A 23,362-nucleotide genomic window follows, 5' to 3' on the forward strand; every position below is an offset into this window, starting at 1 on the left:
GTAGACCTGTAAGGGGGTGAGAACATGGTGGATGTATTATCACAAAACGAGATTGACGCCCTATTAGCAGCCCTTTCTTCAGGCGAAATGGACGCCGAGGAATTGAAAAAGGAAGAAACTCAGAAGAAAATCAGGTCTTATGATTTTAAGCGGGCAGTTCGTTTCTCCAAGGACCACATTCGAAGCCTGACCCGTATTCACGAAAACTTTGCTCGTTTTCTCACCACTTATTTTTCGGCCCAGCTGCGGACTTTCGTTCAGATCAATGTTGTGCAGGTAGAACAGTTGCCTTATGACGAGTTTATCCGTTCTATTCCCAAGATGACGATTTTGAACATTTTCGAAGCAGAGCCATTACAGGGGCGAATGGTCATGGAGGTTCACCCGAACGTGGGATATGCGATGTTGGATCGCCTGCTTGGAGGTACTGGCAGTGCTCCTACCAAAATTGCAAGCATGACGGAAATTGAAACGACAATTATGGAACGGATATTCAGCCGAGCTTTCGAAAGTTTGCAGGAAGCCTGGAAGACGGTACTGGATATCTCGCCTCGAATGGAAGCGTTGGAGACGAATCCTCAGTTTATGCAGATTGTATCTCCCAATGAGACCATTGCCTTGATCTCGCTAAGTACCAAAATCGGCGATACCACAGGCATGATCAATTTGTGTATACCGCATGTCGTTCTTGAGCCTATTATGTCCCGGTTATCAACACATCAGTGGTTTGTTTCGGAGAAGAAAACGAGAGCTCCGGAAGAATACGAAGCGCTGAGGTCACGTGTGAACAAAGCCAAATTACCTGTTGTAGCCGAACTTGGTGAATCCAGAATTTCGATAGCCGAGTTTTTAGGATTATCGGTTGGCGATGTCATCACGCTGAATAAACCGGTGGAAGAAGGGCTTTCCATTAAAGTTGGTGACAGGCTGAAGTATATCGGCAGTCCGGGAACGATTAAGGACCGTGTGGCTGTGCAAATAGATCAAGTTGTCACCGAAGGAGTTGAAGAATTTGACGAGTAAGGATTATTTATCCCAGGAAGAGATCGACGCTTTGCTCCGGCAATCGGAATCCATCTCGAGTTCTGAACCCGCTGAGAAAACGGTTGATGATTTTCTGACGGAGCTGGAACAGGATGCCTTGGGGGAGATTGGTAACATCACATTTGGCAGTGCTGCGACAGCATTGTCCACGCTATTGGGCCTTAAAGTAGATATTACAACACCTAAAGTATCGATCATCAGTCGAACACAGTTTGAAGAGGCTTTCCCGAAACCCCATGTTGCTGTTCATGTAAATTATGTGGATGGATTCGAGGGTATTAACTCACTGGTTATCAAAAAGAGAGATGCACAAATTATCGCTGATTTAATGCTAGGCGGTGAAGGAAATCCGGCCGACGAAGAACTGAACGAAATTCACATTAGTGCGGTACAGGAAGCGATGAACCAAATGATGGGGTCTTCTGCCACATCTATGTCGACCATCTTCAACCGGTTTGTTAATATTTCTCCTCCAGGGATTGATATTCTCAACTTGGAGAGCGGCGAGGGTGTGACCAATCTACCACCAGATGAAACACTTATTCAAGTTTCGTTCCGTCTGTTAGTGGGGGATCTGATTGATTCGAATCTGATGCAGTTGCTTCCTGTACATTTTGCGAAAAACATGGTGGATATGTTAATTGGAGGTGCTCAAGAGTCGACATCCAGTGCTCCTGTAGCTTCAACACCCGAGCCTGCTCCGGCACCAGTTGCACCACCAACGCCGCCACCGGTTATGGAACAGCCGCCGGCTCAGCAACAGATGCCTCCACATGTTCCACAGCAGCCTGTTCAGGACTATAGTGGATATGGTCAAGCACCGATGGGGATGCCTCAAGGTATGCCACCACAGCAACCATACGGCATGCCACCGCAGCAGCCATACAACATGCCACCACAGCCAGCTTACGGTGAGCCTCAACACTATGGTGGTGCACCAAATAGGAATGTGAATGTACAGCCTGTTCAATTCGCTAATTTGCAAAATGGGGCTTTTGCTAATGTAGACGAGAACAATTTGAATTTATTGATGGACATTCCCCTTAAAGTCACCGTAGAATTAGGAAGGACCCAAAAGCAAATTAAAGATATATTGGAATTATCACAAGGTTCGATTGTCGAACTGGATAAGTTAGCTGGTGAACCTGTCGATATTTTGGTCAATAACAAACTGATCGCCAAGGGAGAAGTTGTCGTCATTGACGAAAACTTCGGTGTTCGTGTTATAGATATTCTAAGCCAATGGGACCGTATTCAGAAATTACAATAAGCACAATCTAGGGAGGATTTGAACCAACATGGCAAACCGAATTTTAGTCGTAGACGACGCTGCATTTATGAGAATGATGATCCGGGACATTTTGTCCAAAAATGGGTACGAAGTCGTAGGAGAAGCACCAGACGGTGCGCAAGCAGTTGAGAAGTTTAAAGAACTTCGTCCGGATCTGATCACAATGGATATCACAATGCCTGAGATGGATGGTATTGCTGCATTGAAAGAGATTAAAAAAATCGATGCAAATGCAAAAGTAATTATGTGTTCTGCGATGGGACAACAGGCGATGGTTATTGACGCCATTCAAGCTGGTGCCAAAGATTTCATCGTTAAACCTTTCCAATCTGATCGGGTTATCGAAGCGATTAGCAAAACACTGGGAGCTTAAGAAACATGTTGATGGCTCAGGGTGGTACTCCAGAACCAGCTGGCGCGGGAATCAATTATTATCTACAGCTAGTATGGGTGATTGTTGTCCTGGCCGTCATTCTGGTTCTTATTGTCTACCTGATCCGATTCTTGAACAAACGGAATCAGCAATGGTTTCGAAGCGGAACCATTCGCATTTTGGGCGGAGTCGGACTAGGACAAAATAAGTCACTGCAAATTCTGGAGATCGGCGGAAACGTTTATTTGATTGGTGTTGGCGAGAACATACAGCTGCTGGATAAAGTTTCGGATCTGGAAGAAGCGCAGAAAATTGTAGATTCCTTTGAACGGGATGCTACTTCACAGCAAGGGAGTCTCTCACCGATCATTGCCAAGCTTGCTAAACGTCTTCGTAAAGAAGAACCGCCTCGGGATATAGAAATTGAGGACACCACTTCTTTTCATGAGATGTTTGAATCCAAACTTCGGCAGAGGCCAAACCGTAAAGAAAAGATGGAGAAGATCCTGGATCAAGACAATACTACAGATCGGTCGAGGGATTCATGAAGAAAAAGATTTGGTTAGCGTGTTGTTTCATAGGACTTATCAGCCTGGCATCCGTTACGGTGGCTTTTGCCGAGCCGATTCCTAACATTGATATTCAGATTGGGAACGGTGACGGTAGCACGCCGAGTACTAGTTCATTATCTATTATTCTATTAATTACGGTGCTGAGCATAGCACCGGCATTGCTGGTATTGATGACCAGTTTTACGAGGATTGTTATTGTGCTTGGATTTGTCCGAACCTCACTCGGAACCCAGCAAATGCCTCCGAATCAGGTATTGGTTGGTCTGGCACTTTTTTTAACACTTTTCATTATGTCCCCAACGTTGTCTTCCATTAATCAGGTTGCATTGCAACCCTATCTCAAGGGAGATTTGACACAAACAGAGGCTCTTGAAAAGGCAGCAGATCCGATTAAGAAATTTATGTTTACTCACACGCGTGAGAAGGATATCTTGTTGTTTATGAAATACACTCAGGCGGATCAGCCTAAGTCGTATCAGGATATTCCAATCACTGTAATGGTACCTGCGTATGCAATCAGTGAGCTTAAGACAGCCTTCCAGATGGGATTCATGATATTTATCCCGTTCCTGGTAATCGACATCGTTGTGGCGAGTACACTCATGGCTATGGGTATGATGATGCTTCCCCCGGTCATGATCTCATTACCTTTTAAAATACTGCTCTTTGTTCTGGTGGACGGGTGGTATCTGGTAGTCAAGTCACTGTTGCTGAGTTTCAATACTTGAACCGGAATGTTAAAGGAGGACGGTCATGACTTCGGAGTTTATTATCGGTCTGGCCGGAAAAGCGGTATACACGTCATTGCTGGCCAGTGCTCCTATGCTTATACTAGCTCTGGTTGTAGGACTTGCTATTAGTATTTTTCAAGCAACGACTCAAATTCAGGAGCAAACGCTCGCCTTTGTACCCAAAATTGTTGCAGTACTGCTCGCAGTACTTATGTTTGGGCCCTGGATCTTGAATATATTAATGGATTTCACGTTTAACATACTCGATAATCTGTACAGATACGTAGGGTAGGCTTTAGCCAATGGAGACATTGCTGCAAAGTTTCCCTGTTGCTCTGCTTATGTTTTGTCGAATAGCCTCATTTTTTGTAACAGCACCGGTTTTTTCGGCTCGAAATGTACCTACTTCATTTAAGGTGGGAATATCTGCTTTTGTTACGTTGACGGTTTACATGACCTTTGGCATCCATCAAACGGTTCCGACTGACTTAAGTTACATCCTGTTGGTTATCAGAGAAATCTTTGTTGGCCTGCTTTTAGGATTTACAGCCTACCTTCTTATGACTGCAGTCCAGACCGCGGGTACATTTATCGATCTTCAGATCGGTTTTGCTATGGCTAATGTTTACGACCCCATGACTGGTGCATCTGCACCACTTACAGGTAACTTGAAATACGCTTTTGCCATGCTGCTCTTTTTGACAATGAATGGTCATCATTATTTGCTGGATGGAGTGGTTTATAGTTACCGCTGGATTCCATTATCAAATCAATTTTATATGAGACTGGCAGATGGGAGTATAGCAGAATTTTTGGTGCAAACGTTGGGGCAATCATTTATGTTAGCCTTTCAAATGGCAGCTCCTATTGTAGTAGCATTATTTTTGACAGATGTAGGCTTGGGGTTTCTGGCCAAAACGGCTCCACAATTTAATGTTTTTGCTGTCGGAATGCCACTTAAACTTCTTGTTGGCTTGGCCATTTTGCTTTTGCTCGTTCCCAGCTTTGGATTTATATTTAGTCAATTATTTGAAGCGATATTTAAATCCATGGAGAAATTGCTTGGGACGATTGGGCAAAGGCCAGGATGAGGGAGATGGAGGGTAAGACTCACATGAAACTTCAACTCGACCTCCAGTTATTTTCCGGAGAGAAAACGGAAAAAGCCACTCCCAAGAAGAGAAATGATGCCCGTAAAAAGGGACAGGTTGTCAAGAGCGCAGAAATTTCTGGAGCTTCCATTCTTTTGTTTACGTTTTTAATCCTTATGATTTTTAGTGATTTCTACAAGGTGCGTATCGTTCGATTGTTCACGGATATTTTCATGAACAGGCTGAGCATGGAAGTGAATAGTGAGAATGTGATGGCTCTGATGATGCGATACGGAATAGAAGTTATGTTATTGCTTGCACCTGTTTTGATTGTTGCTTATCTTGTAGCCTTACTTGTGAACTATATGCAGGTTGGATTTCTCCTCGTAGGTGAGGGATTGAAGCCGAAGCTTGAGAAGCTGGATCCGATTAAGGGCTTCAAAAACATATTCTCGCTGAATTCATTGGTAGAATTCGCCAAGACAGTCTTTAAAATGACAATTATTGGTTATATGGTATACAGCACCATTATCAGTTACAAGGCAGACATTGCAGCACTTTCCCATTTCTCACTTGATGCAATTTTGCACTTTGCTGCTTCAATAACTTTGAACCTCGGTGTTAAGATTTCCGCAGCATTAATGGTTTTGGCTATATTTGATTACATCTACAAAAAGTATGACAACGAAAAAAAACTTCGCATGTCCAAGCAAGATATCAAGGATGAGTATAAGAAAATGGAAGGCGATCCGTTAATCAAGGGCAAAATTCGGGAGCGTCAGCGTCGTATGGCTATGCAGCGTATGATGCAGGAAGTACCGAATGCGGATGTAATCATCACAAACCCGACACACTTTGCTGTAGCATTGAAGTATGAAGGGTCTGAGATGGAAGCTCCGCAAATTATTGCTAAAGGGCAGGATTATGTGGCTCTGCGCATTAAAGAAATTGCCAAAGAACACGGTGTGATAACAATGGAAAACAAACCACTGGCACGGGCATTGTTCCAGAGAGCTGAGATTGGTGACGCTATACCAGCCGATTTGTTCCAAGCTGTAGCCGAAGTGCTGGCTTATGTATATAAACTTAAGGGCAGAACGAAATAACAGGGATCGGAGGCCATACATTCATTGAAAACAAAAGATTTAGCTATCCTTGCGGGGATTATCGGCATTGTGTTAATGATGATTCTCCCGATCCCGGTCTGGCTGCTCGATATGCTGCTTGTTGTCAACATCTCTATTGCTTTGATGATCTTGCTTGTTGCCATGAACAGCAAAGAAGCGTTGCAGTTTTCCATATTTCCGGCTTTGCTGCTCATTACTACATTGTTCCGTTTGGCACTAAACATCTCAACCACGAAGCTGATCCTTGGTAAAGGTGATGCGGGAGCCGTTGTTGCTACTTTTGGTAGCTGGATAGCTGGCGGTCAGATAGCCATTGGATTTGTCGTGTTTTTGATCCTGGTGGTAGTACAGTTTATCGTTATTACCAAAGGATCTGAGCGTGTAGCTGAAGTAGCAGCGAGGTTCACCCTTGATGCTATGCCAGGTAAACAAATGAGTATCGATGCGGATCTGAATGCAGGATTAATCAACGAACAGCAGGCTCGTGAGCGTCGTTCCAAAATTGAACGTGAAGCTGACTTTTATGGGGCGATGGATGGTGCCAGCAAATTCGTAAAAGGGGATGCCATTGCAAGTATTATCATTCTCCTGATTAACCTGATCGGTGGCTTTATCATCGGTATGACAGTACATGGTTACGATTTTTCAACATCACTCTCCACATACTCGGTTTTGACGATAGGGGACGGATTGGTTAGTCAGATTCCTGCACTTCTCATTTCGACAGCAGCGGGGCTGATCGTGACCAGAGCCTCATCGGAAGGGAACTTGGCAGATGACATTACTGGCCAGTTGTTTACATATCCGATACTGATTTATATCGTAGCTTTTGTTATCGCGATGCTGGGATTCTTTACTCCAATTCATGTGATCACAACGCTCCCGTTGGCAGGCGTTCTTGCTTATGCTGCCTGGCGAATGCAGAATAATCTGAATTTGAAACAGGAAGCAGAAGAACAAATGGAAGAAGAACAGCAGATTGAAGAAGTCAGAAGTCCTGAAAGTGTTATTAATTTGCTTCAGGTGGATCCGATCGAATTCGAGTTTGGTTACGGGCTGATCCCACTTGCTGATAATCAACAAGGTGGAGACTTGTTGGATCGAATCATTATGATCCGCAGACAATGTGCTCTTGAACTGGGCTTGGTGGTTCCTGTCATCCGAATTCGAGACAACATTCAGCTAAGACCTAATGAGTATGTGATCAAAATTAAGGGGAATCTGGTTGGGGGTGGGGAACTGCTCTTGAATCATTATCTTGCGATGAGTCCTGGATACGACGAAGAGTCTGTAACAGGAATAGAAACAATAGAGCCAGCTTTTGGACTGCCTGCACTTTGGATTGATGAAGTAACTAAAGATCGAGCAGAACTCGCTGGATATACTGTTGTCGATCCGCCTTCTGTCGTTGCCACTCATCTGACAGAACTCATCAAGAAACATGCCCACGAACTGCTTGGAAGACAAGAGACGAAGGCACTTGTGGATAATCTTAGAGAGAATTATGGCGCACTTGTGGATGAGCTCATTCCTTCCGTCCTTTCGATTGGTGATATACAAAAGGTACTTGCCAAGTTGCTGCGTGAAAAGGTCTCGATTCGTGATATGGTAACGATCTTTGAGACACTTGCAGATTACGGAACATATACGAAGGATCCTGATGTGTTGACCGAGTATGTCAGACAATCATTATCACGCCAGATTACGCAACAATTCTCACAAAAAGGCGAAACCCTTCAAGTGATTACCGTTGGACCAGGACTTGAGAAGAAAATTGCTGAAAGTGTACAACAGTCAGAACAGGGCAGCTACCTGGCACTGGATCCAGTCTCTACTCAAAGTGTGTATCAAAAACTGAGTGAACAAGTTAATCGTTTAATTCAATCGGGCCAACAGCCCATCGTGTTAACTTCTCCAACCATTCGAATGTATCTGCGTCAGGTTATTGAACGAACGATGCAGGATATTCCGGTGCTTTCCTATAGCGAGTTGGAGCCGAATGTTGAAATTCAAAGTATCGGGGTGGTGAACTTATGAGAGTAAAACAATACGTTGTTGAGACCATGCCCGAAGCTATGCTTCAAATTCGCAAAGACCTGGGAAGCGACGCCGTCATTCTGTCCACCAAAGAAATCAAGGTGGGCGGAGTGCTCGGGATGTTCCGCAAGAAACGGATCGAAGTGGTTGCAGCAGTAGATAAAGAACAATCCAATCAGACGAAGGGGCCTTCTGTAAAGAAGACACAAAATCCATTTACGCCTGTGCCCCGTGCGTTTGTACCGGAAGCTTATGCTCAAACCGCTCGTTCTTTTGCGGCTGGTTCTGAAGAAGGGGGAGCTGCAGCTGACCAAAAAGGGCATGAGAAAACGGCGGTTGTTCCATCTGTATCCAATTCAAGTGATATAGATGCAAAGATGAATTACGGCTCAGATTCACTGAGCAGTGAGCATAAACCGCGACCGCAAGGGGCGGATTTTTCGGGTTCAACATCTAGTGTCAATGATCCTGGTTTAGACCAGCATCAGGATAAGCTTTTTAATGAGTTACAGGATTTGAAGCAGATGATGACCAAGCTTGCTAAACAAGGTACAACCGCTAATGCGCTTCCTGATGAATTAATGAAGTGCCAGGAGCGACTGATGGAACAAGAAATTTGGCCAGAAGTATGGGAATCTTGGTTTGAACCCATTCAGCGGGGGTTAGTCGAGGGTGAATTGCACGAATCGGATATCGAAAAGGCACTGAGTTCTGAGGTTGCGGATTTCCTGAAAGACCGCATTCAAGAGGGAATTCTGCCGAACACTCGGATTGTGTACGTAGCTGGACCAACGGGAGTTGGCAAAACAACGACGATTGCCAAGTTGGCTGCTGAACAGATGTTTAAAAATCAGCGTAAAGTGGGTTTCATTACCTCGGATACGTACCGGATCTCTGCGGTTGAACAGCTTAGAACATATGCATCGATTCTGAATGTGCCACTAGAGGTTGTGCAATCTCCTGGGGATACACAGCGTGCCATTTCCAGATTAGAACACTGTGATCTGATCTTTATGGATACGGCAGGCAGAAACTATAGAAATGAATTGCTTGTCTCTGAACTGCAAAGTTTGCTTGCTCCCGTAGAGAATAGTGAAACCTTTCTGGTCATGAGTATGACTGCGAAAAGCAAGGATATGGTTCAGATTACCGAACATTTCAGTAAATACGGATTGGATAAAGTGATCTTTACCAAGATGGATGAAACAGGAACCTGCGGTCCACTGTTTAATCTGCTTCATCGTTTCCCGATGAAACTTGCTTATGTAGCAAATGGTCAGAATGTGCCTGATGATCTGCTGAAGCCTGATGCGGAATGGTTGTCCCATGCGTTATTGGGAGACGGGACACAATGAAGGATCAGGCAGCATCACTCCGAAGTTTGGTCTCTGCGCCACTGGAGAGCGATGAAAGCAAAGGAAGTAACCGTTCCTCCAAAATTATTACGGTAGCTAGTGGTAAAGGCGGGGTAGGCAAGTCCAACTTTACACTAAACTTTGCACTGACACTGCACTCCATGGGAAAAAAGGTACTGGTATTTGATGCAGATATCGGCATGGCAAATATCGATGTTTTAATGGGAACTTCTTCTTCCTATAATCTGTATCATCTTTTATACCGACATAAAACTATAAGGGAAATCATACAACTGGGTGCTGATGGCCTGCCATATATAGCAGGTGGGTCGGGAATGAAAGAATTATTCTCCTTGTCGGATCGTGATCTGGAGTTTTTCGCCAGTCAGGTGGAAGACATTGCGCAAGAGATGGATTACGTCATTTTCGATACCGGGGCTGGCCTCTCCAAGGAAAATATGAGATTCATCAGTGCTGCTGATGAATGCCTGATAGTAACTACACCTGAACCGACTTCAATAACGGATGCTTATGCCTTAGTCAAAGTAATGCATGGCCAGGAGCACGCAACTCCTTTTCGAATGATTGTAAACCGGGCTGAAGACGAAAGGGAGGCGGAGCGTGTAGCGGATAAAATCGCTGGAGTGGCAAGAAGGTTTTTGCAAACAGACATCCCGCTTTTGGGGTATATCTCAGAGGATGCTCAGGTCGTTACAGCGGTGAAGAAACAGACGCCCTATCGCTTGGCCTATCCCCACTGCAAAGCTTCTAAAGATATACAGAAACTTGCTCTTCGATATCTGGCTGCACCTGCAGCCCCGGAATCCGGAACCTTGTCAGGAATCAGGGGATTTATGAAAAAGTGGCTTAAACGAACAACATGATTTCTGAATAAAGGAACAGGGGTGACACAATATGGCGGTCTATCAAGTATTGGTTGTCGATGATTCCGCTTTTATGCGCAAAATTGTGACGGATTTAATTGAAGCGGACTCAGAGTTTAAAGTTACGGCAACAGCGTCAAACGGCAAAGAAGCCATCCAAAAAACGTTAGAACTGAAACCTGATATTATCACGATGGATGTTGAAATGCCGGAGATGAATGGACTAGATGCGCTAAAATCAATAATGGAAGATTCTTTCATTCCTGTGATTATGCTCTCTGGTATTAATGAACAAGGCATGAAAGAGACGATTATGGCGCTCGAAGCTGGTGCATTTGACTTTATTCGTAAGCCCTCTGTCGTGCATGATCAGGATATTGCTCAGGTTGGCAAAGCACTGGTTGAACGAATGCGTGCAGCCATGCAAGAAGTGAAGCGAAAAGCTGAACGTAAAGAGTCGATCAAAAAAATGGAGGCTGCGCGCAATACCGTTGTCCCTCCAGAGCAATTAGTGAAGAAGGAGGAGCCGACGAAGGGCAAGGTTGAATCTTCCCGTAAAGCGGTTCCGCCGGTACTCCCGAAAAGTGAGCGTTCATTCGAAAAACGTGCTGAAGTGGTGCAGGCTAAAAAGCAACCAAGTATCCCGCCGATTCAGCCGAAACCGGATCGTACGACCTCTAAAAAGGAAATCATTGCTAGGCCTGATCAACCAGTTCGCATGACAAATACGGATAAAGCGGGCAAACCACCTGTAAGTCCACTGCAAGCTCGCAAAGAGGTCAGACCGCCAGATGCGCCTCGGCTCACGACAAAGCAGCCAGCAGCCAGTTCTGTGCCTGTTCCCGCTAAAGAGTCGATCAAGCTTAACACGGCTCATAAAGCTTCGGGGGGAATGGAAGGATCTTTCAACAAAATTGTTGCGATCGGTTCTTCAACTGGTGGACCAAGAGCTCTCAAGACCTTACTGGAACAGCTACCTGCAGATTTACCGGCACCAGTAATTATTGTGCAGCACATGCCACCTAATTTCACCCGTTCGCTGGCTCAACGGTTGAATACATTCAGTCCGCTACATGTAGTTGAGGCAGAAGACGGAATGATGCTAAAAAAAGGAACGGCTTATATTGCCCCAGGTGGTTTCCATTTGAGAGTTCACAAGGCAGCGGACGGAAGATTCATCTTGAAGCTGAGTGAGGATCAGCAAGTGAATGGTCATAGACCTTCGGTGGATACAATGTTTGAGTCACTTCTGCCGTTTACATCTTTACAACGACACCTTGTACTTCTGACAGGCATGGGAAGTGACGGGGCGCGTATGATGAAAAAATTATACGAGACCGGAGTCACTTCAACTTTTGCCGAAAATGAAGAAACGTGTGTTGTCTATGGTATGCCGCGTTCAGCTGTAGAGCTGCAATGCGTGCGTCATCTTCTGCCCCTGCAGGAGATTGCGCCAAGACTTGTTCAAGCAGTGAAATAACGGAGTGTAACTTATGGAGGAGGTGCCTCACAATGGACATGAACCAATATTTATCCATGTTTATTGATGAGTCTAATGATCATCTGCAATCCCTTAACGAAAACATGCTACAACTTGAAGCGAATCCGGAAGATCTGGGCATAGTGCAGGTCATCTTCCGTTCAGCTCATACTCTCAAAGGTATGGCGGCAACAATGGGCTTCGAAGATCTGGCTTCACTGACACACAAAATGGAAAATGTACTGGATATGGTGCGTAATGAGAAACTGAAAATGCAGGATTACATCTTTGATACTATGTTCAAAAGTTTAGATGCTTTGGAGACTATGGTTCAGGATATTACCGGAGGCGGTGAAGGTAAAGCGGATGTCACCTCTATTGTTGCTTCGCTCCAGGCTATTGAAAGTGGCGAATGGACAGGAGGCAGTGCTCCTGCTGTACAAGCAGACAAGAAAAGCGATTCTTCGATCACCAATGCTGTAGAACTGGACGAATTCCAATATTCAGTACTTGATCAGTCTATAGCCGAGGGTCACCGTGTATTCTACGTTGAAGTCCTTGTAAGTGAGCATAGCCAGTTAAAAGGTGTTCGAGCATATATGGTGTTTGACATGCTTGAGCGTTCGGGTGAGGTTGTTAAAGCCTATCCTTCTGTTCAGGATATCGAGCAAGAAAAGTTTGAGCGCAGTTTCTCGTTGTATTACATAACGACCAAAGAGGCGCAAGAACTGGAAAAGGGCATTATGAGCATCTCGGAGATTGAGAGTGCCAAGTTGATTCAATTGGATCAAGAAACGTTGCAGCAGATGACCAATCAGGCAGCCGCTGCAGTTGCGGTAGAAGCTAAACCAGAGACTGTTGCTGTTAAAGATGTACCAGCTCCAGACTCTGCTGCTCCTCTAGAAGAAGTGAAAGCAGCTTCCGCGAAAGCGACAGCGCCGAAACAGGCGGCTGCACCTTCACGCACCATCCGTGTTGACATTGAGCGTCTCGATGTACTGATGAACTTATTCAGCGAATTATTGATTGACCGTTCACGCCTTGAACAATTGGCAAGTGAGACAGGTAACAATGATCTGTCTGATACGGTAGCGCACTTGAGTCGTGTGAGTACGGACTTGCAGAACATCGTACTGAAATTGCGGATGGTACCTGTAGATACCGTTTTTAATCGCTTCCCGCGTATGATTCGTGACCTGGCCAAAACATTGGATAAGAAGATTGATCTCGTCATTACTGGTGCTGAAACGGAACTGGACAGAACGGTTATTGACGAAATCGGCGATCCGCTCGTGCATTTGCTGCGTAACGCGGTAGACCATGGCGTAGAATCTATTTCGGAGCGTGTTGCGGCTGGTAAACCGGAGATGGGTACTGTTAATCTGCGGGCTTTCCATAGCGGTAATCATGTGTTTATTGAGATTGAGGACGATGGTAAAGGGATTTATCGTGACAAGCTCCTGCAAACTGCGATCAAACGTGGCGTTGTAACAGAAGAACAGGGTGCAAAAATGACGGATGATGAAGTTAATCAATTGTTGTTCGCTCCTGGATTCAGTACAGCTGATAAAATCTCGGATATTTCTGGCCGCGGTGTAGGTCTGGATGTAGTAAAATCAAAAATTACTTCGCTTGGCGGTAATGTAACCATTACTTCCACGCCAGGCAAAGGCACGAACTTCTCTGTACAGCTTCCGTTGACCTTGTCCATCATTGCAGCGATGCTTGTGCGGCTTGGTTCAGAGAAGTATGCTGTTCCGTTGTCTTCGATCGTTGAGACGGCCATCGTACAGCGTGAACAAGTACGTAATATCCATGGTAATAAAATGATTACGTTCCGGGAGTCTTTGATACCGTACCTGTCATTAAGCGAAGTTTTCGGAGTGCCGGACTTCAACGATGCGGATGAGAAAGAAACCGAGATCGTTGTTATTCGAAAAGGAGACCGCCTGGCAGCTGTCGCTGTTGAAGAATTCATTGGCCAAAGTGAGATCGTTCTTAAATCGATGGGAACGTATCTTCCTGCTATTGAAGGAATCTCTGGTGCAACGATACTTGGAGATGGACAAGTAGCTCTGATTCTTGATCCAAATGCGTTTATTAAATAAGTATGAAGATGGAGTTTTACATTGAATAGGGAGGTTTTTTACATGGAAGAAGAGTTGAAAGTCATCGTCTTTAAATTAGGGTCCGAAGAGTACGGTATTGAGGTGGACAAGGTTCAGACTATTGAGCGCATGATGCCGATTACCCGCGTTCCCAAAACACTTTCCTTCGTAAAAGGAGTTATCAACCTGCGCGGTGTTGTTATTCCGGTGATTGATCTCCGCGGACGCTTCTCCCTTGCAGAAACGGAGTATACAGATCAAACACGTATCGTTATTGTAGGCGTGGACGATATGCAGGTTGGTTTTATCGTTGACTCTGCCAATGACGTTATTGACATTAAAAGCAGTTCCATCGATACTCCACCTGAGGTGGTCGGTGGTGTTAAAGCGAGATATCTACGTGGTGTTGCCAAATTGGAAGATGGCCGCTTGTTGATTATGCTTAACCTTAATGAAGTATTAAATAAAAGCGAGATTGTGCAGCTGGAAAGTGTTGAGGGCTAGCACTGTGGAGATGTTTAGCCGATTTGAGGGTTTCCAAATGGATGTGCTCAAAGAGGTCGGTAATATTGGAGCAGGCAACGCCGCTACGGCGTTGTCTCAACTCCTTAATAGACCGATTGATATGGGCGTACCCACTGTTCAGATGCTCCCTTTCGAGGAAATTGCTGAAAAAGTGGGTGGCGATGAGCGGATTGTAGTCACAATTTTTCTTCGTGTAGAAGGTGAAGCACCTGGTAATCTCTTTTTTATGATGACCCCTGAGGCTGCAAAGATGTTATTGAATCGTCTTGCTGGTTTTGAGCTAAAAGAAGGCTTGACGTTCACAGATATGGAGTATTCCGCCCTGTCTGAGATTGGAAACATTTTGGCTGGATCGTATCTGTCTTCTCTGGCGGACTTCACAAAGCTTTCGATGTATCCAACGGTTCCAGGGCTGTCCATCGACATGGCAGGAGCAATCTTAAGTTATGGGCTACTGCAATTTGGAGAGATGGGCGACTCAGCATTATTAATTGATACTTCTTTCTTTGAGGGTGAAGATCAGGTAGAAGGGCAGTTTTTCCTGATTCCCGACCCGCCTTCTTTTGCAAAGATTTTTGAATCGCTAGGGGTGCCACTGAACCATGATTGAGGACAAGAGCATCGTTAAAGTCGGTATGGCGGATCTGAATATCGCTCAACTTCCTGGCGTAATCCGTACCACTGGCTTAGGGTCGTGTGTGGGACTAACGATGTATGACCCACAGCTAAAGCTGGCTGGAATGGCGCATGTCATGCTTCCAAGCTCAGAGATTGCCCGGGAGGGGAATCTGAATACGGCTAAATATGCGGACACGGCATTGCCAGAATTGCTTGAAAAGATGCTAAAGTTGGGCGCATCTCAATCACGGATTGTGTCCAAGATGGCTGGAGGTTCACAGATGTTTGCTTTCTCAGGCGCAGGGGATACGATGCGAATTGGACCACGGAATGCAGATTCCTGTCGGGAAATGTTGGAACAGCTCAAAATTCCTCTACTTGGCGAAGATACAGGAGGAAATTACGGGCGCACTATCGAAATGAATTGTGAGACAGGACTTTTAACTATTCGTAGCGTACAAATGGGTGTAAAGGAATTATAATATAATGATAGGAAACTACCGCATTAATCTTGGAGCAGGCATAGTCGGATTCGTTCTGACTTTTTTTGTAGCATTCAGCAGCAATGTGTTGATGACCAGTTTAATACGCGGATTAATAGGATTCGCAGCCTGGTATGTCCTAGCATATGGTCTGCGTTGGGGATTGGGAGTATTGTTTAGCCCTCGTGTAGAAAATGGATATGGTTATGATTCAGAGGGTGCTCAAGATCTAAGAGGTTCACAGGTGGACATCAAACTCGAAGACGATGGACAAGAGCTGAATGACTTGCTCAAGAATGGACAGAGCGACTCCGCCGGGGCTGATCATCCACCATCTGAGACGAAAGCTCCAACGGGATTTGCTCCTTTGGATCCGCCTAAACTCGTCCGGACCAAAGACCCGGAGGAATTGGCGCAGGCCGTTCGTCACCTGACAGACAAATAAGGAGGGTGAAATCAATTGAACGAGCGTAAAGCTTCACATTTGAACCATTCTGATCTGTGGGAAAAATGGAAAGAATACGGAGATCTTGAAGCAAAAAAAATGTTGATCGAAAAATATCTTCATATCGTTAACTATGTGTCAGGCCGACTGGCAGTGGGGTTACCCAAGAACGTTCCGAAAGACGATCTGGAGAGCAATGGAGTCATGGGTCTCATTGATGCATTGGAAAAATTCGATTATGAACGAGGTTTGCAATTCGAGACCTACGCTTCGTGGAGAGTTCGCGGAGCTATACTGGACGGATTACGTCAAGGAGACTGGGTTCCCAGATCTGTACGTGAGAAAGCGAAGCGGATTGAAGATGCTTACCAGCAACTGGAGCAGACCTATTTGCGTTCTGTCAGTGATGAAGAAATGAGTCAGTATCTGGACGTGTCAACTAAGGATTTTCAACATATGCTTCAGGAGGTGGCAGTTATGTCACTCTGCTCACTGGAAGATCCGATCCGGGAAGAAGAGTCAGAGACACGTCTCTCTTTAATGGTAGATGAAAAAGCCAAAAATCCAGATCATAAGGTCAATGAGTTTTATTTAAAAGATGCGCTGGTACAAGGGCTTGAAAAGCTGACAGTTAAAGAACGAACGGTGGTTTCTCTTTTGTATTACGAAGACCTTTCTCTCAGTGAAATCGCAGAGGTTATGTCTCTTTCGCCGTCTCGTATCTCCCAACTACATTCCAAAGCCATCTTACGGCTTCGCGGCACACTGGATAAACAAAAAGATTTGCTGATGCGTAAAGACTAGAGAGCAGAAGTTAAGATATGTGTAGGGAGTGGACAGGCTAATAAGGAGGAAGATCGGCGTTGACACTACAGACTGTTATGGAAAAATGTCTAAACGTTGTTATATCAGATGATAAATGTACAGCTTACCTTGAATATTACAACGAAGAAGAAGGCTTTTCTTGTACTATGGAAGAGCTTGAACAATTTGTGGAGAGTAAAGGCATTAAACACGGTCTAATGCGAGAAGCATTATTAGTTTTTGTTAATAACCCGTCAGTTTACCTGAAGGATAGGTGCAATATAGCCCAAGGAGTGTCACCCATACAGGGAGTCGATGGATATATTCATGTTTTGATCGGTAAGGAAGAGGACACCGAACAGCGTCCGATGGAAGCAGAAGATGGAAAAGTCGATTACAAAGAGCTGATACGTTTGGACAACGTTCGTAGTGGCCAGATCATTGCAGAACGTATTGATCCTGTTGATGGTGTACCGGGCAAAGCAGTGACCGGGGAGGAAATTCCTTTTCGTCCCGGAAAAGAAGCCAGATTTAAAGTTGGAAAGAACGTTGTTGTTAGCCCTGACGGCTCTGCGATGTATGCCGCACTGGATGGTCTGGTTAGTAGAACAGAAGGAAACAAACTTAACGTATTTCCGGTATACGAAGTCAATGGCGATGTAGATTATAAACATGGAAATATTGATTTTGTCGGTAATGTTGTTATCCGGGGTAATGTGCTTACCGGTTTTAAAGTAAAAGCGGCAGGCGACATTCGTGTCATCGGAGGAGTCGAAGGAGCGGAACTCGAAGCAGGTGGCTCTATCGAAATTACCGGTGGTATTATTGGTTACAACAAAGGTTTGATTCATGCAGGTCATCATGTGAAATGTACCTTTATCCAGGAAGGTAACGTTGATGCAGGTGAAGATGTACTCGTAACCCAAAGTATTATGCATTCCAATGTACGTGCCGGTCATGCTGTGATTTGTGCAGGAACCAAAGGACTTATCGTTGGAGGTTCAACACAGGCTGGAGAATGTGTCTCTGCCCGTGTAGTGGGCAATACCATGTCTACTGTAACCTCGATAGAGGTTGGCGTGCTGCCAAGGCTCCGAAACGAAATGAATGAACTACGTAAGGATATTAGAGAACAGATGGACTCCTTGGACAAAACGAAGAAGGCGCTGACTTTACTTGATCAGCTGGCAGCAGCAGGACAACTAACGCCAGACAAAATGGCTATGAGAATCAAATTAAACTCGACACAAAAATCAGCTCTTCATCAGAGTGAAGAAATGAAAACTCGTATCTTGGAAATTGAAAAGGTACTTGAAGATACAAGTAGAGCCCGTGTTGATATTCTGAAGGTGATCTATGGAGGCTCTAAAATAGTTATCGGCAGATATACGAAATTTATTAAAGATCCAGTCAGTCGAATGTCATTTTTTTATCAAGATGGAGATATCACGATGACTCCGTACGTTTAAAACAAGCAACAGGCTTATGAGGAAATCCATTCGAAACCGTGAGGTGAGCGTATGAGTTTCAAAGCAGTGGAGTTGCAGATTGCGGTGCCGCGAACCAGTGAAGCCGGACGATATCAAAGTGAAACTCAGCAAAGGCCTGTTACCGATCAGAATCTGCTTGCGGAACAGACGGCAAAAGAAGCAAATGAGGCAAGGCAGCGCAGTGAGGCCATGGCTGAAACATCGCATACTTCGGTGCGTGATGGTCATGCGGGTGGCGGGGAGTACCATAGTGGGGCTGATGGACAGGATGGAGCCGATGAGCAGGAGAATGTAAAACTTGCAGAGCATCCCTACAAAGGTAAACATGTTGACCTGTCTATGTGAAAGAGTACAACCAGGTTGGAAGCTTGCGCCCCCGGTGGTCGTAACAAAAGGAGAGAAGCAATTTGTCACCATGGATCATTATTGTCGTATTAGGAGCTTGTGCAATTGCTTATGCATTCATCATGCCCCGAAGAGACAAGGAACAGCAGCCATCGCATCAACTGGTGCAGGAGATGGAGTCAACGCTCGAACATTATATGACAGAGATTGAAGAAGATAACGACGCCCTTATTCAACGTGTGGCTGAACTTAAAGGTGAAGCTACAGCAGCGGATCAGCGTATGCAGTCGCAACTTCATGAATTACAGCAGCGGCTTGATCAACTGGAGCAGCAAAAAGTAACGACTGCTGAGGTTATTGCGTCACCGCCTGTGGAGAGCATAACGGGTAAAGCTTCTGAGGGGCTGCAGGCACAAAAACTTTTGGACAGTGTAAGAGCTGAGAACAATCAACATTTTGCATCGGTGTCAGAGTCTCAAGTCAAGGCAGGATTCTTAGAGCCGAAGCGTGAATCTATTAAAGATCGTTACAAAGAACTTTTTAGACTACATGATGAAGGAAAGTCTATGGACTCCATTTCTAGACAAACAGGCATACAGCTTGGTGAGGTGCAACTCATATTGCAGCTGGCAGAGCGGGAGGAGAGCTAACCATGGATAAGCGGTCTTTGTGGATCGGAATAGGAAGCGGTATGATTATCGGGGCTGTGTTACTTCAACTGGCTACGGTTGGACAAAAAGCTCTGTCTGACAGCAGTTTGGAACCAGTGCAACCTGAAAACTGGACGAAAGAACAACTGGAGACAGCAGCAAAGAGTCTGGATCTGAAGTTAGTTGGTGCCCAAGACGAGTTGTATACAGAAACAGAATGGGTGGATAAGAAAAAGCAGGAAAGCAGCAAAATGCAGGGGGAAACAGCAGTAAAACCTAACCAAAGCACTTCTTCAACGAAGCTGGCGGAACCAAAACAGCCACAGCAGCCAGAGTCCACTGATGTCAAAGACCAAACACAGATTAATCAGCCGCAAACAACCAAACCTGCCACACCAAGCAAACCTAAGGGAGCTGCTGTAACGTTCAAGGTGCGCTCTGGCAACAGTTTGGTTATGGTTGCTGAAAACCTGAAGGACGTCGGTATCGTAGATGATGCGCAAGCTTTTATCAAGGCAGGCAATGCTGAAGGGATTAATAGAAAAATTCAAGTGGGCACTTATTCTCTTGAAAAGGGCGAAAGTTTCAAGTCGATTATTGCTAAAATCACCAAAGAACCGTCAAGCTGAGTATGAATGCTCGGACTAGACGGTTCTTTTTGATAACCTGAAGTCATGAAAATTTAGATTCAGAAAATGTTGCAACAGGTTGTCACTTATGATATATTAAATAACGGTGTTAAAACACACGCTGTGCTAATTTTGTTGAGGGTGCTTTCCTATTGGAGAGTCTTAGCGAAAAATGATGCTGGCGGAGGGACACAATAAAAAACCATATTAGGAGGTGTGTGAAGATGGCAGTAATCTCCATGAAGCAGCTTCTCGAAGCTGGGGTACACTTCGGTCACCAGACTCGTCGTTGGAACCCAAAAATGGATCGTTATATCTTCACTGAAAGAAACGGAATTTATATCATCGATTTGCAAAAAACGGTGAAAAAAGTCGAAGAGGCTTACAACTTCGTTAAAGGAATCGCGGGCGAGAATGGTACTCTTCTTTTCGTAGGTACTAAAAAACAAGCTCAAGACTCCGTTAAAGAAGAAGCTGAACGCGCTGGTCAGTTCTACATCAACCAACGCTGGCTCGGCGGTACCCTGACTAACTTCTCTACTATTCAAAAACGTATTGATCGTTTGAAACAGTTGGAAGCTTGGGAAGAAGACGGTACTTTCGCTGTTCTGCCTAAAAAAGAAGTTATCTTGCTTCGCAAAGAAAAAGATCGTCTTGAGAAATTCTTGGGCGGTATTAAAAATATGAAAGGCCTGCCAAGCGCCCTGTTCATCATCGATCCACGCAAAGAGCGTATCGCTGTTGCTGAAGCTCGCAAATTGGGCATTCCAATTGTGGGTATCGTTGATACAAACTGCGATCCGGACGAGATCGATTATGTTATCCCAGGTAATGACGACGCGATCCGCGCTGTTAAATTGCTGACAGGTAAAATGGCTGACGCTGTTATCGAAGCTAACCAAGGCGAAGAAACTTCCGCTTAATAGTTTCGAACATATCATTCATAAATTAAATGAAAAGGGTGGTTGGTAGGTGGATAACCTCTCACTGCCCTTTTTTTAGAGTGTACGTACAATACTTAATCTGGAGGGAATTTATAATGGCAGTTAATGCGAGTGCGGTAAAAGAACTTCGCGAAAAAACGGGCGCAGGTATGCTCGATTGCAAAAAAGCACTGGAAGAAGCAAACGGTGACGTAACGAAAGCAGCTGAATTGTTGCGTGAAAAAGGTCTTTCCGCAGCAGCAAGCAAAGCTGGACGTGCAGCAACTGAAGGCGTTGTAGAATCCTACATTCACGCTGGTGGCCGTATTGGTGTTCTGGTTGAAGTTAACTGCGAAACTGACTTCGTTGGTAAAACGGATCAATTCAAAGATTTCGTTAAAGACGTAGCAATGCAAATTGCTGCAGCTAATCCGAAATTTGTTACACGCGAAGAAGTTCCTACTGAAGAGCTGGAGAAAGAGAAAGAAATCTTGAAAGCTCAAGCATTGAACGAAGGCAAACCAGAAAAAATCATTGAAAAAATGGTTGAAGGCCGTATCGGTAAATACTACGAAGAATACTGCTTGATGGAGCAAACTTTCGTTAAAGATCCAGACAAAACAATTTCCCAATTGCTGAATGAAAAAATCAGCCAAATCGGTGAAAACATCTCCATCCGTCGTTTCGTTCGTTATGAACTGGGTGAAGGTCTGGAGAAAAAAGTAGATAACTTCGTAGAAGAAGTTATGTCCCAAGTAAACAAATAAGACGTTTTTTAAACCGACAAGCAGGATGAATTTTCGAAGATATAAGAATGATGAAACTTCGAAGCGTAAACTCCCTTATATCTCAGGAAAACTGTACCTTATCGGTTAATTGTTTTTCCTAAAAGAGTGGAACACTTCTGTGTTCCTTTCTTTTTAAGCAGGAGGCTATACGCGAAAAGTTTTGTTGGTTGAACACCAGGCGTGTTCAATTCAAAGTGGAGGGTGAACAATTGGAACAGCCAGTATTTAAACGTGTTGTCTTAAAGGTCAGCGGAGAGTCCCTTTCCGGTCAGAACGGCTATGGTATTGATGCAGAAACGATCTCTTCCATTGCGCAGCAGGTAAAAGATGTTGTTGCACTCGGTGTACAGGTTGCTATCGTATGTGGCGGAGGGAACATCTGGCGTGGGATTGCCGGTAGTGAAAACGGGATTGACCGTGCAACTGCGGACTATATGGGCATGCTGGCGACGGTTATGAACTCGCTCGCACTGCAAGATGCGCTTGAACAGATTGAAGTGCCAACGCGTGTGCAAACATCCATTGCCATGCAACAAATCGCAGAGCCGTATATTCGTCGTAAAGCTATTCGTCATCTGGAGAAAGGCCGTGTTGTTATTTTTGCAGCAGGTACAGGTAACCCATTCTTCTCCACCGATACAACAGCAGCACTTCGCGCAGCGGAGATTGAAGCGGAAGTTATCTTGATGGCAAAGAATAAAGTGGATGGTGTTTATTCAGCAGATCCATTTAAAGATAGCACAGCTGAGAAGTTTGAGCAGTTGACATACCTGGATGTATTGAACAAAAACCTTGGTGTAATGGATTCAACGGCATCCTCGCTCTGCATGGATAACAACATTCCGTTAATCGTATTTAACATTACAGAACAAGGTAACATCAAACGCGTTGTTCTGGGCGAGCGTATCGGAACAATCGTTAAAGGGAGTGTAGATTAATGCCACAAGCAGTTAAACAACATGCTGAAGAGCGTATGGAGAAAGCGATTCAGGCACTGCGCCGTGACCTGGCTACCTTGCGTGCAGGCCGTGCAACGCCGGCTCTTTTGGATCGTGTTCAAGTCGAGTATTACGGTGCAATGACGCCTTTGAATCAACTCGCTAATATCAGTACACCAGATTCCCGTACACTGATGATTCAACCGTGGGACAAATCTGCAATGAGTGATATTGAACGTGCGATTATGAAATCAGATCTGGGACTCACTCCAGCAAATGATGGAAGTATGATTCGTCTGTCTATTCCACCGCTGACGGAAGAGCGCAGAGCTGAACTTGTCAAGTTGACTAAAAAGTTCGGCGAAGAAGGTAAAGTCGCAATTCGTAACATTCGCCGTGATGCGAATGATGATATTAAAAAAATGGAAAAGTCCGAGATTTCCGAAGATGAATCCCGGAGACATCAGGACGACATTCAAAAGTCGACTGATAAATTTATCGCTGAAGTCGATAAGGTACTTGCTGCCAAAGAAAAAGAAATCATGGAAGTGTAAGACAAGCGCAGCCCCTCCAATACGGTGGGGTTTTGTCTCTTTTTCCAAGCTTCAGATGAAGAAACTTCAGGGATTTTG

26 protein-coding genes are annotated in these 23,362 nt (G+C 44.8%); all 26 read left to right on the plus strand.

Features of this window, described 5'->3' with window-relative positions; all coding sequences use genetic code 11:
• Positions 1-24 precede the first annotated feature (24 nt).
• Complete coding sequence (fliM, locus tag ACUTVW_RS05815; protein ID WP_445644873.1) at positions 25-1,023, plus strand: flagellar motor switch protein FliM; 999 nt, start codon at positions 25-27, stop codon at positions 1,021-1,023.
• Positions 1,013-2,314 carry a flagellar motor switch phosphatase FliY gene (gene fliY, locus ACUTVW_RS05820; protein WP_445644874.1) on the plus strand — a complete coding sequence of 434 codons (1,302 nt, stop codon included), beginning with the start codon at positions 1,013-1,015 and terminating at the stop codon, positions 2,312-2,314. The genes fliM and fliY overlap by 11 nt, the downstream gene beginning before the upstream one ends.
• Before the next feature lie 28 nt (positions 2,315-2,342).
• Positions 2,343-2,708, plus strand: coding sequence for a response regulator (locus ACUTVW_RS05825; protein ID WP_090923862.1), 366 nt, complete (start codon positions 2,343-2,345; stop codon positions 2,706-2,708).
• Positions 2,709-2,719: 11 nt separating this feature from the next.
• Positions 2,720-3,256, plus strand: a complete 537-nt coding sequence (locus tag ACUTVW_RS05830) for a flagellar biosynthetic protein FliO (protein WP_445644992.1) — start codon at positions 2,720-2,722, stop codon at positions 3,254-3,256.
• Positions 3,253-4,008: a flagellar type III secretion system pore protein FliP gene (gene fliP, locus ACUTVW_RS05835; RefSeq protein WP_434751679.1), complete on the plus strand. Its 756-nt coding sequence runs from the start codon at positions 3,253-3,255 to the stop codon at positions 4,006-4,008. Before ACUTVW_RS05830 ends, fliP begins: the two co-directional genes overlap by 4 nt.
• Positions 4,009-4,033: 25 nt before the next feature.
• Positions 4,034-4,303, plus strand: a complete 270-nt coding sequence (gene fliQ / locus ACUTVW_RS05840) for a flagellar biosynthesis protein FliQ (RefSeq protein WP_090923860.1) — start codon at positions 4,034-4,036, stop codon at positions 4,301-4,303.
• Between the two features lie 10 nt (positions 4,304-4,313).
• The gene (gene fliR, locus ACUTVW_RS05845; RefSeq protein WP_445644875.1) at positions 4,314-5,102 is read left to right on the plus strand and encodes a flagellar biosynthetic protein FliR; all 789 of its coding nucleotides are present in this window, start codon (positions 4,314-4,316) and stop codon (positions 5,100-5,102) included.
• A 23-nt stretch (positions 5,103-5,125) separates the two neighbouring features.
• On the plus strand, positions 5,126-6,208 hold the full coding sequence (gene flhB / locus ACUTVW_RS05850) for a flagellar biosynthesis protein FlhB (protein ID WP_445644876.1): 1,083 nt from the start codon (positions 5,126-5,128) through the stop codon (positions 6,206-6,208).
• A gap of 24 nt (positions 6,209-6,232) precedes the next feature.
• Positions 6,233-8,266 carry a flagellar biosynthesis protein FlhA gene (flhA, locus tag ACUTVW_RS05855; protein WP_445644877.1) on the plus strand — a complete coding sequence of 678 codons (2,034 nt, stop codon included), beginning with the start codon at positions 6,233-6,235 and terminating at the stop codon, positions 8,264-8,266.
• Positions 8,263-9,621, plus strand: coding sequence for a flagellar biosynthesis protein FlhF (flhF, locus tag ACUTVW_RS05860; protein WP_445644878.1), 1,359 nt, complete (start codon positions 8,263-8,265; stop codon positions 9,619-9,621). The genes flhA and flhF overlap by 4 nt, the downstream gene beginning before the upstream one ends.
• On the plus strand, positions 9,618-10,505 hold the full coding sequence (locus ACUTVW_RS05865; RefSeq protein WP_445644879.1) for a MinD/ParA family protein: 888 nt from the start codon (positions 9,618-9,620) through the stop codon (positions 10,503-10,505). The genes flhF and ACUTVW_RS05865 overlap by 4 nt, the downstream gene beginning before the upstream one ends.
• 31 nt (positions 10,506-10,536) lie before the next feature.
• Positions 10,537-11,985 carry a chemotaxis-specific protein-glutamate methyltransferase CheB gene (cheB, locus tag ACUTVW_RS05870; protein ID WP_445644880.1) on the plus strand — a complete coding sequence of 483 codons (1,449 nt, stop codon included), beginning with the start codon at positions 10,537-10,539 and terminating at the stop codon, positions 11,983-11,985.
• Positions 11,986-12,017: 32 nt separating this feature from the next.
• Entirely contained in the window at positions 12,018-14,093 is a 2,076-nt protein-coding gene (locus ACUTVW_RS05875; RefSeq protein WP_445644881.1) for a chemotaxis protein CheW, read from the plus strand.
• 42 nt (positions 14,094-14,135) lie between these two features.
• Positions 14,136-14,597 carry a chemotaxis protein CheW gene (locus tag ACUTVW_RS05880; protein WP_272035097.1) on the plus strand — a complete coding sequence of 154 codons (462 nt, stop codon included), beginning with the start codon at positions 14,136-14,138 and terminating at the stop codon, positions 14,595-14,597.
• A 37-nt stretch (positions 14,598-14,634) separates the two neighbouring features.
• Positions 14,635-15,228 (plus strand): chemotaxis protein CheC, encoded by a 594-nt coding sequence (locus ACUTVW_RS05885; protein WP_445644882.1) that lies wholly within the window; start codon positions 14,635-14,637, stop codon positions 15,226-15,228.
• A complete protein-coding gene (locus ACUTVW_RS05890) occupies positions 15,221-15,718 on the plus strand; it encodes a chemotaxis protein CheD (protein ID WP_445644883.1) in 498 nt (165 codons plus the stop codon). Before ACUTVW_RS05885 ends, ACUTVW_RS05890 begins: the two co-directional genes overlap by 8 nt.
• Before the next feature lie 4 nt (positions 15,719-15,722).
• Entirely contained in the window at positions 15,723-16,163 is a 441-nt protein-coding gene (locus ACUTVW_RS05895) for a hypothetical protein (RefSeq protein ID WP_445644884.1), read from the plus strand.
• Positions 16,164-16,178: 15 nt separating this feature from the next.
• Positions 16,179-16,967, plus strand: a complete 789-nt coding sequence (locus tag ACUTVW_RS05900) for a FliA/WhiG family RNA polymerase sigma factor (RefSeq protein ID WP_445644885.1) — start codon at positions 16,179-16,181, stop codon at positions 16,965-16,967.
• A 59-nt stretch (positions 16,968-17,026) separates the two neighbouring features.
• On the plus strand, positions 17,027-18,436 hold the full coding sequence (locus ACUTVW_RS05905; protein WP_445644886.1) for a DUF342 domain-containing protein: 1,410 nt from the start codon (positions 17,027-17,029) through the stop codon (positions 18,434-18,436).
• A 51-nt stretch (positions 18,437-18,487) separates the two neighbouring features.
• On the plus strand, positions 18,488-18,802 hold the full coding sequence (locus ACUTVW_RS05910; RefSeq protein WP_445644887.1) for a hypothetical protein: 315 nt from the start codon (positions 18,488-18,490) through the stop codon (positions 18,800-18,802).
• 62 nt (positions 18,803-18,864) lie between these two features.
• Positions 18,865-19,452 carry a hypothetical protein gene (locus tag ACUTVW_RS05915; RefSeq protein WP_445644888.1) on the plus strand — a complete coding sequence of 196 codons (588 nt, stop codon included), beginning with the start codon at positions 18,865-18,867 and terminating at the stop codon, positions 19,450-19,452.
• Between the two features lie 2 nt (positions 19,453-19,454).
• Positions 19,455-20,081: a hypothetical protein gene (locus tag ACUTVW_RS05920; protein WP_445644889.1), complete on the plus strand. Its 627-nt coding sequence runs from the start codon at positions 19,455-19,457 to the stop codon at positions 20,079-20,081.
• 224 nt (positions 20,082-20,305) lie between these two features.
• A complete protein-coding gene (gene rpsB / locus ACUTVW_RS05925; RefSeq protein ID WP_445644890.1) occupies positions 20,306-21,004 on the plus strand; it encodes a 30S ribosomal protein S2 in 699 nt (232 codons plus the stop codon).
• A 116-nt stretch (positions 21,005-21,120) separates the two neighbouring features.
• Entirely contained in the window at positions 21,121-21,771 is a 651-nt protein-coding gene (gene tsf / locus ACUTVW_RS05930; protein ID WP_445644891.1) for a translation elongation factor Ts, read from the plus strand.
• Positions 21,772-22,001: 230 nt separating this feature from the next.
• Complete coding sequence (gene pyrH / locus ACUTVW_RS05935; protein ID WP_445644892.1) at positions 22,002-22,730, plus strand: UMP kinase; 729 nt, start codon at positions 22,002-22,004, stop codon at positions 22,728-22,730.
• Positions 22,730-23,284: a ribosome recycling factor gene (frr, locus tag ACUTVW_RS05940; protein ID WP_434751662.1), complete on the plus strand. Its 555-nt coding sequence runs from the start codon at positions 22,730-22,732 to the stop codon at positions 23,282-23,284. Before pyrH ends, frr begins: the two co-directional genes overlap by 1 nt.
• Positions 23,285-23,362: the final 78 nt, after the last annotated feature.

The sequence above is a fragment of the Paenibacillus sp. TSA_86.1 genome (assembly GCF_052691815.1).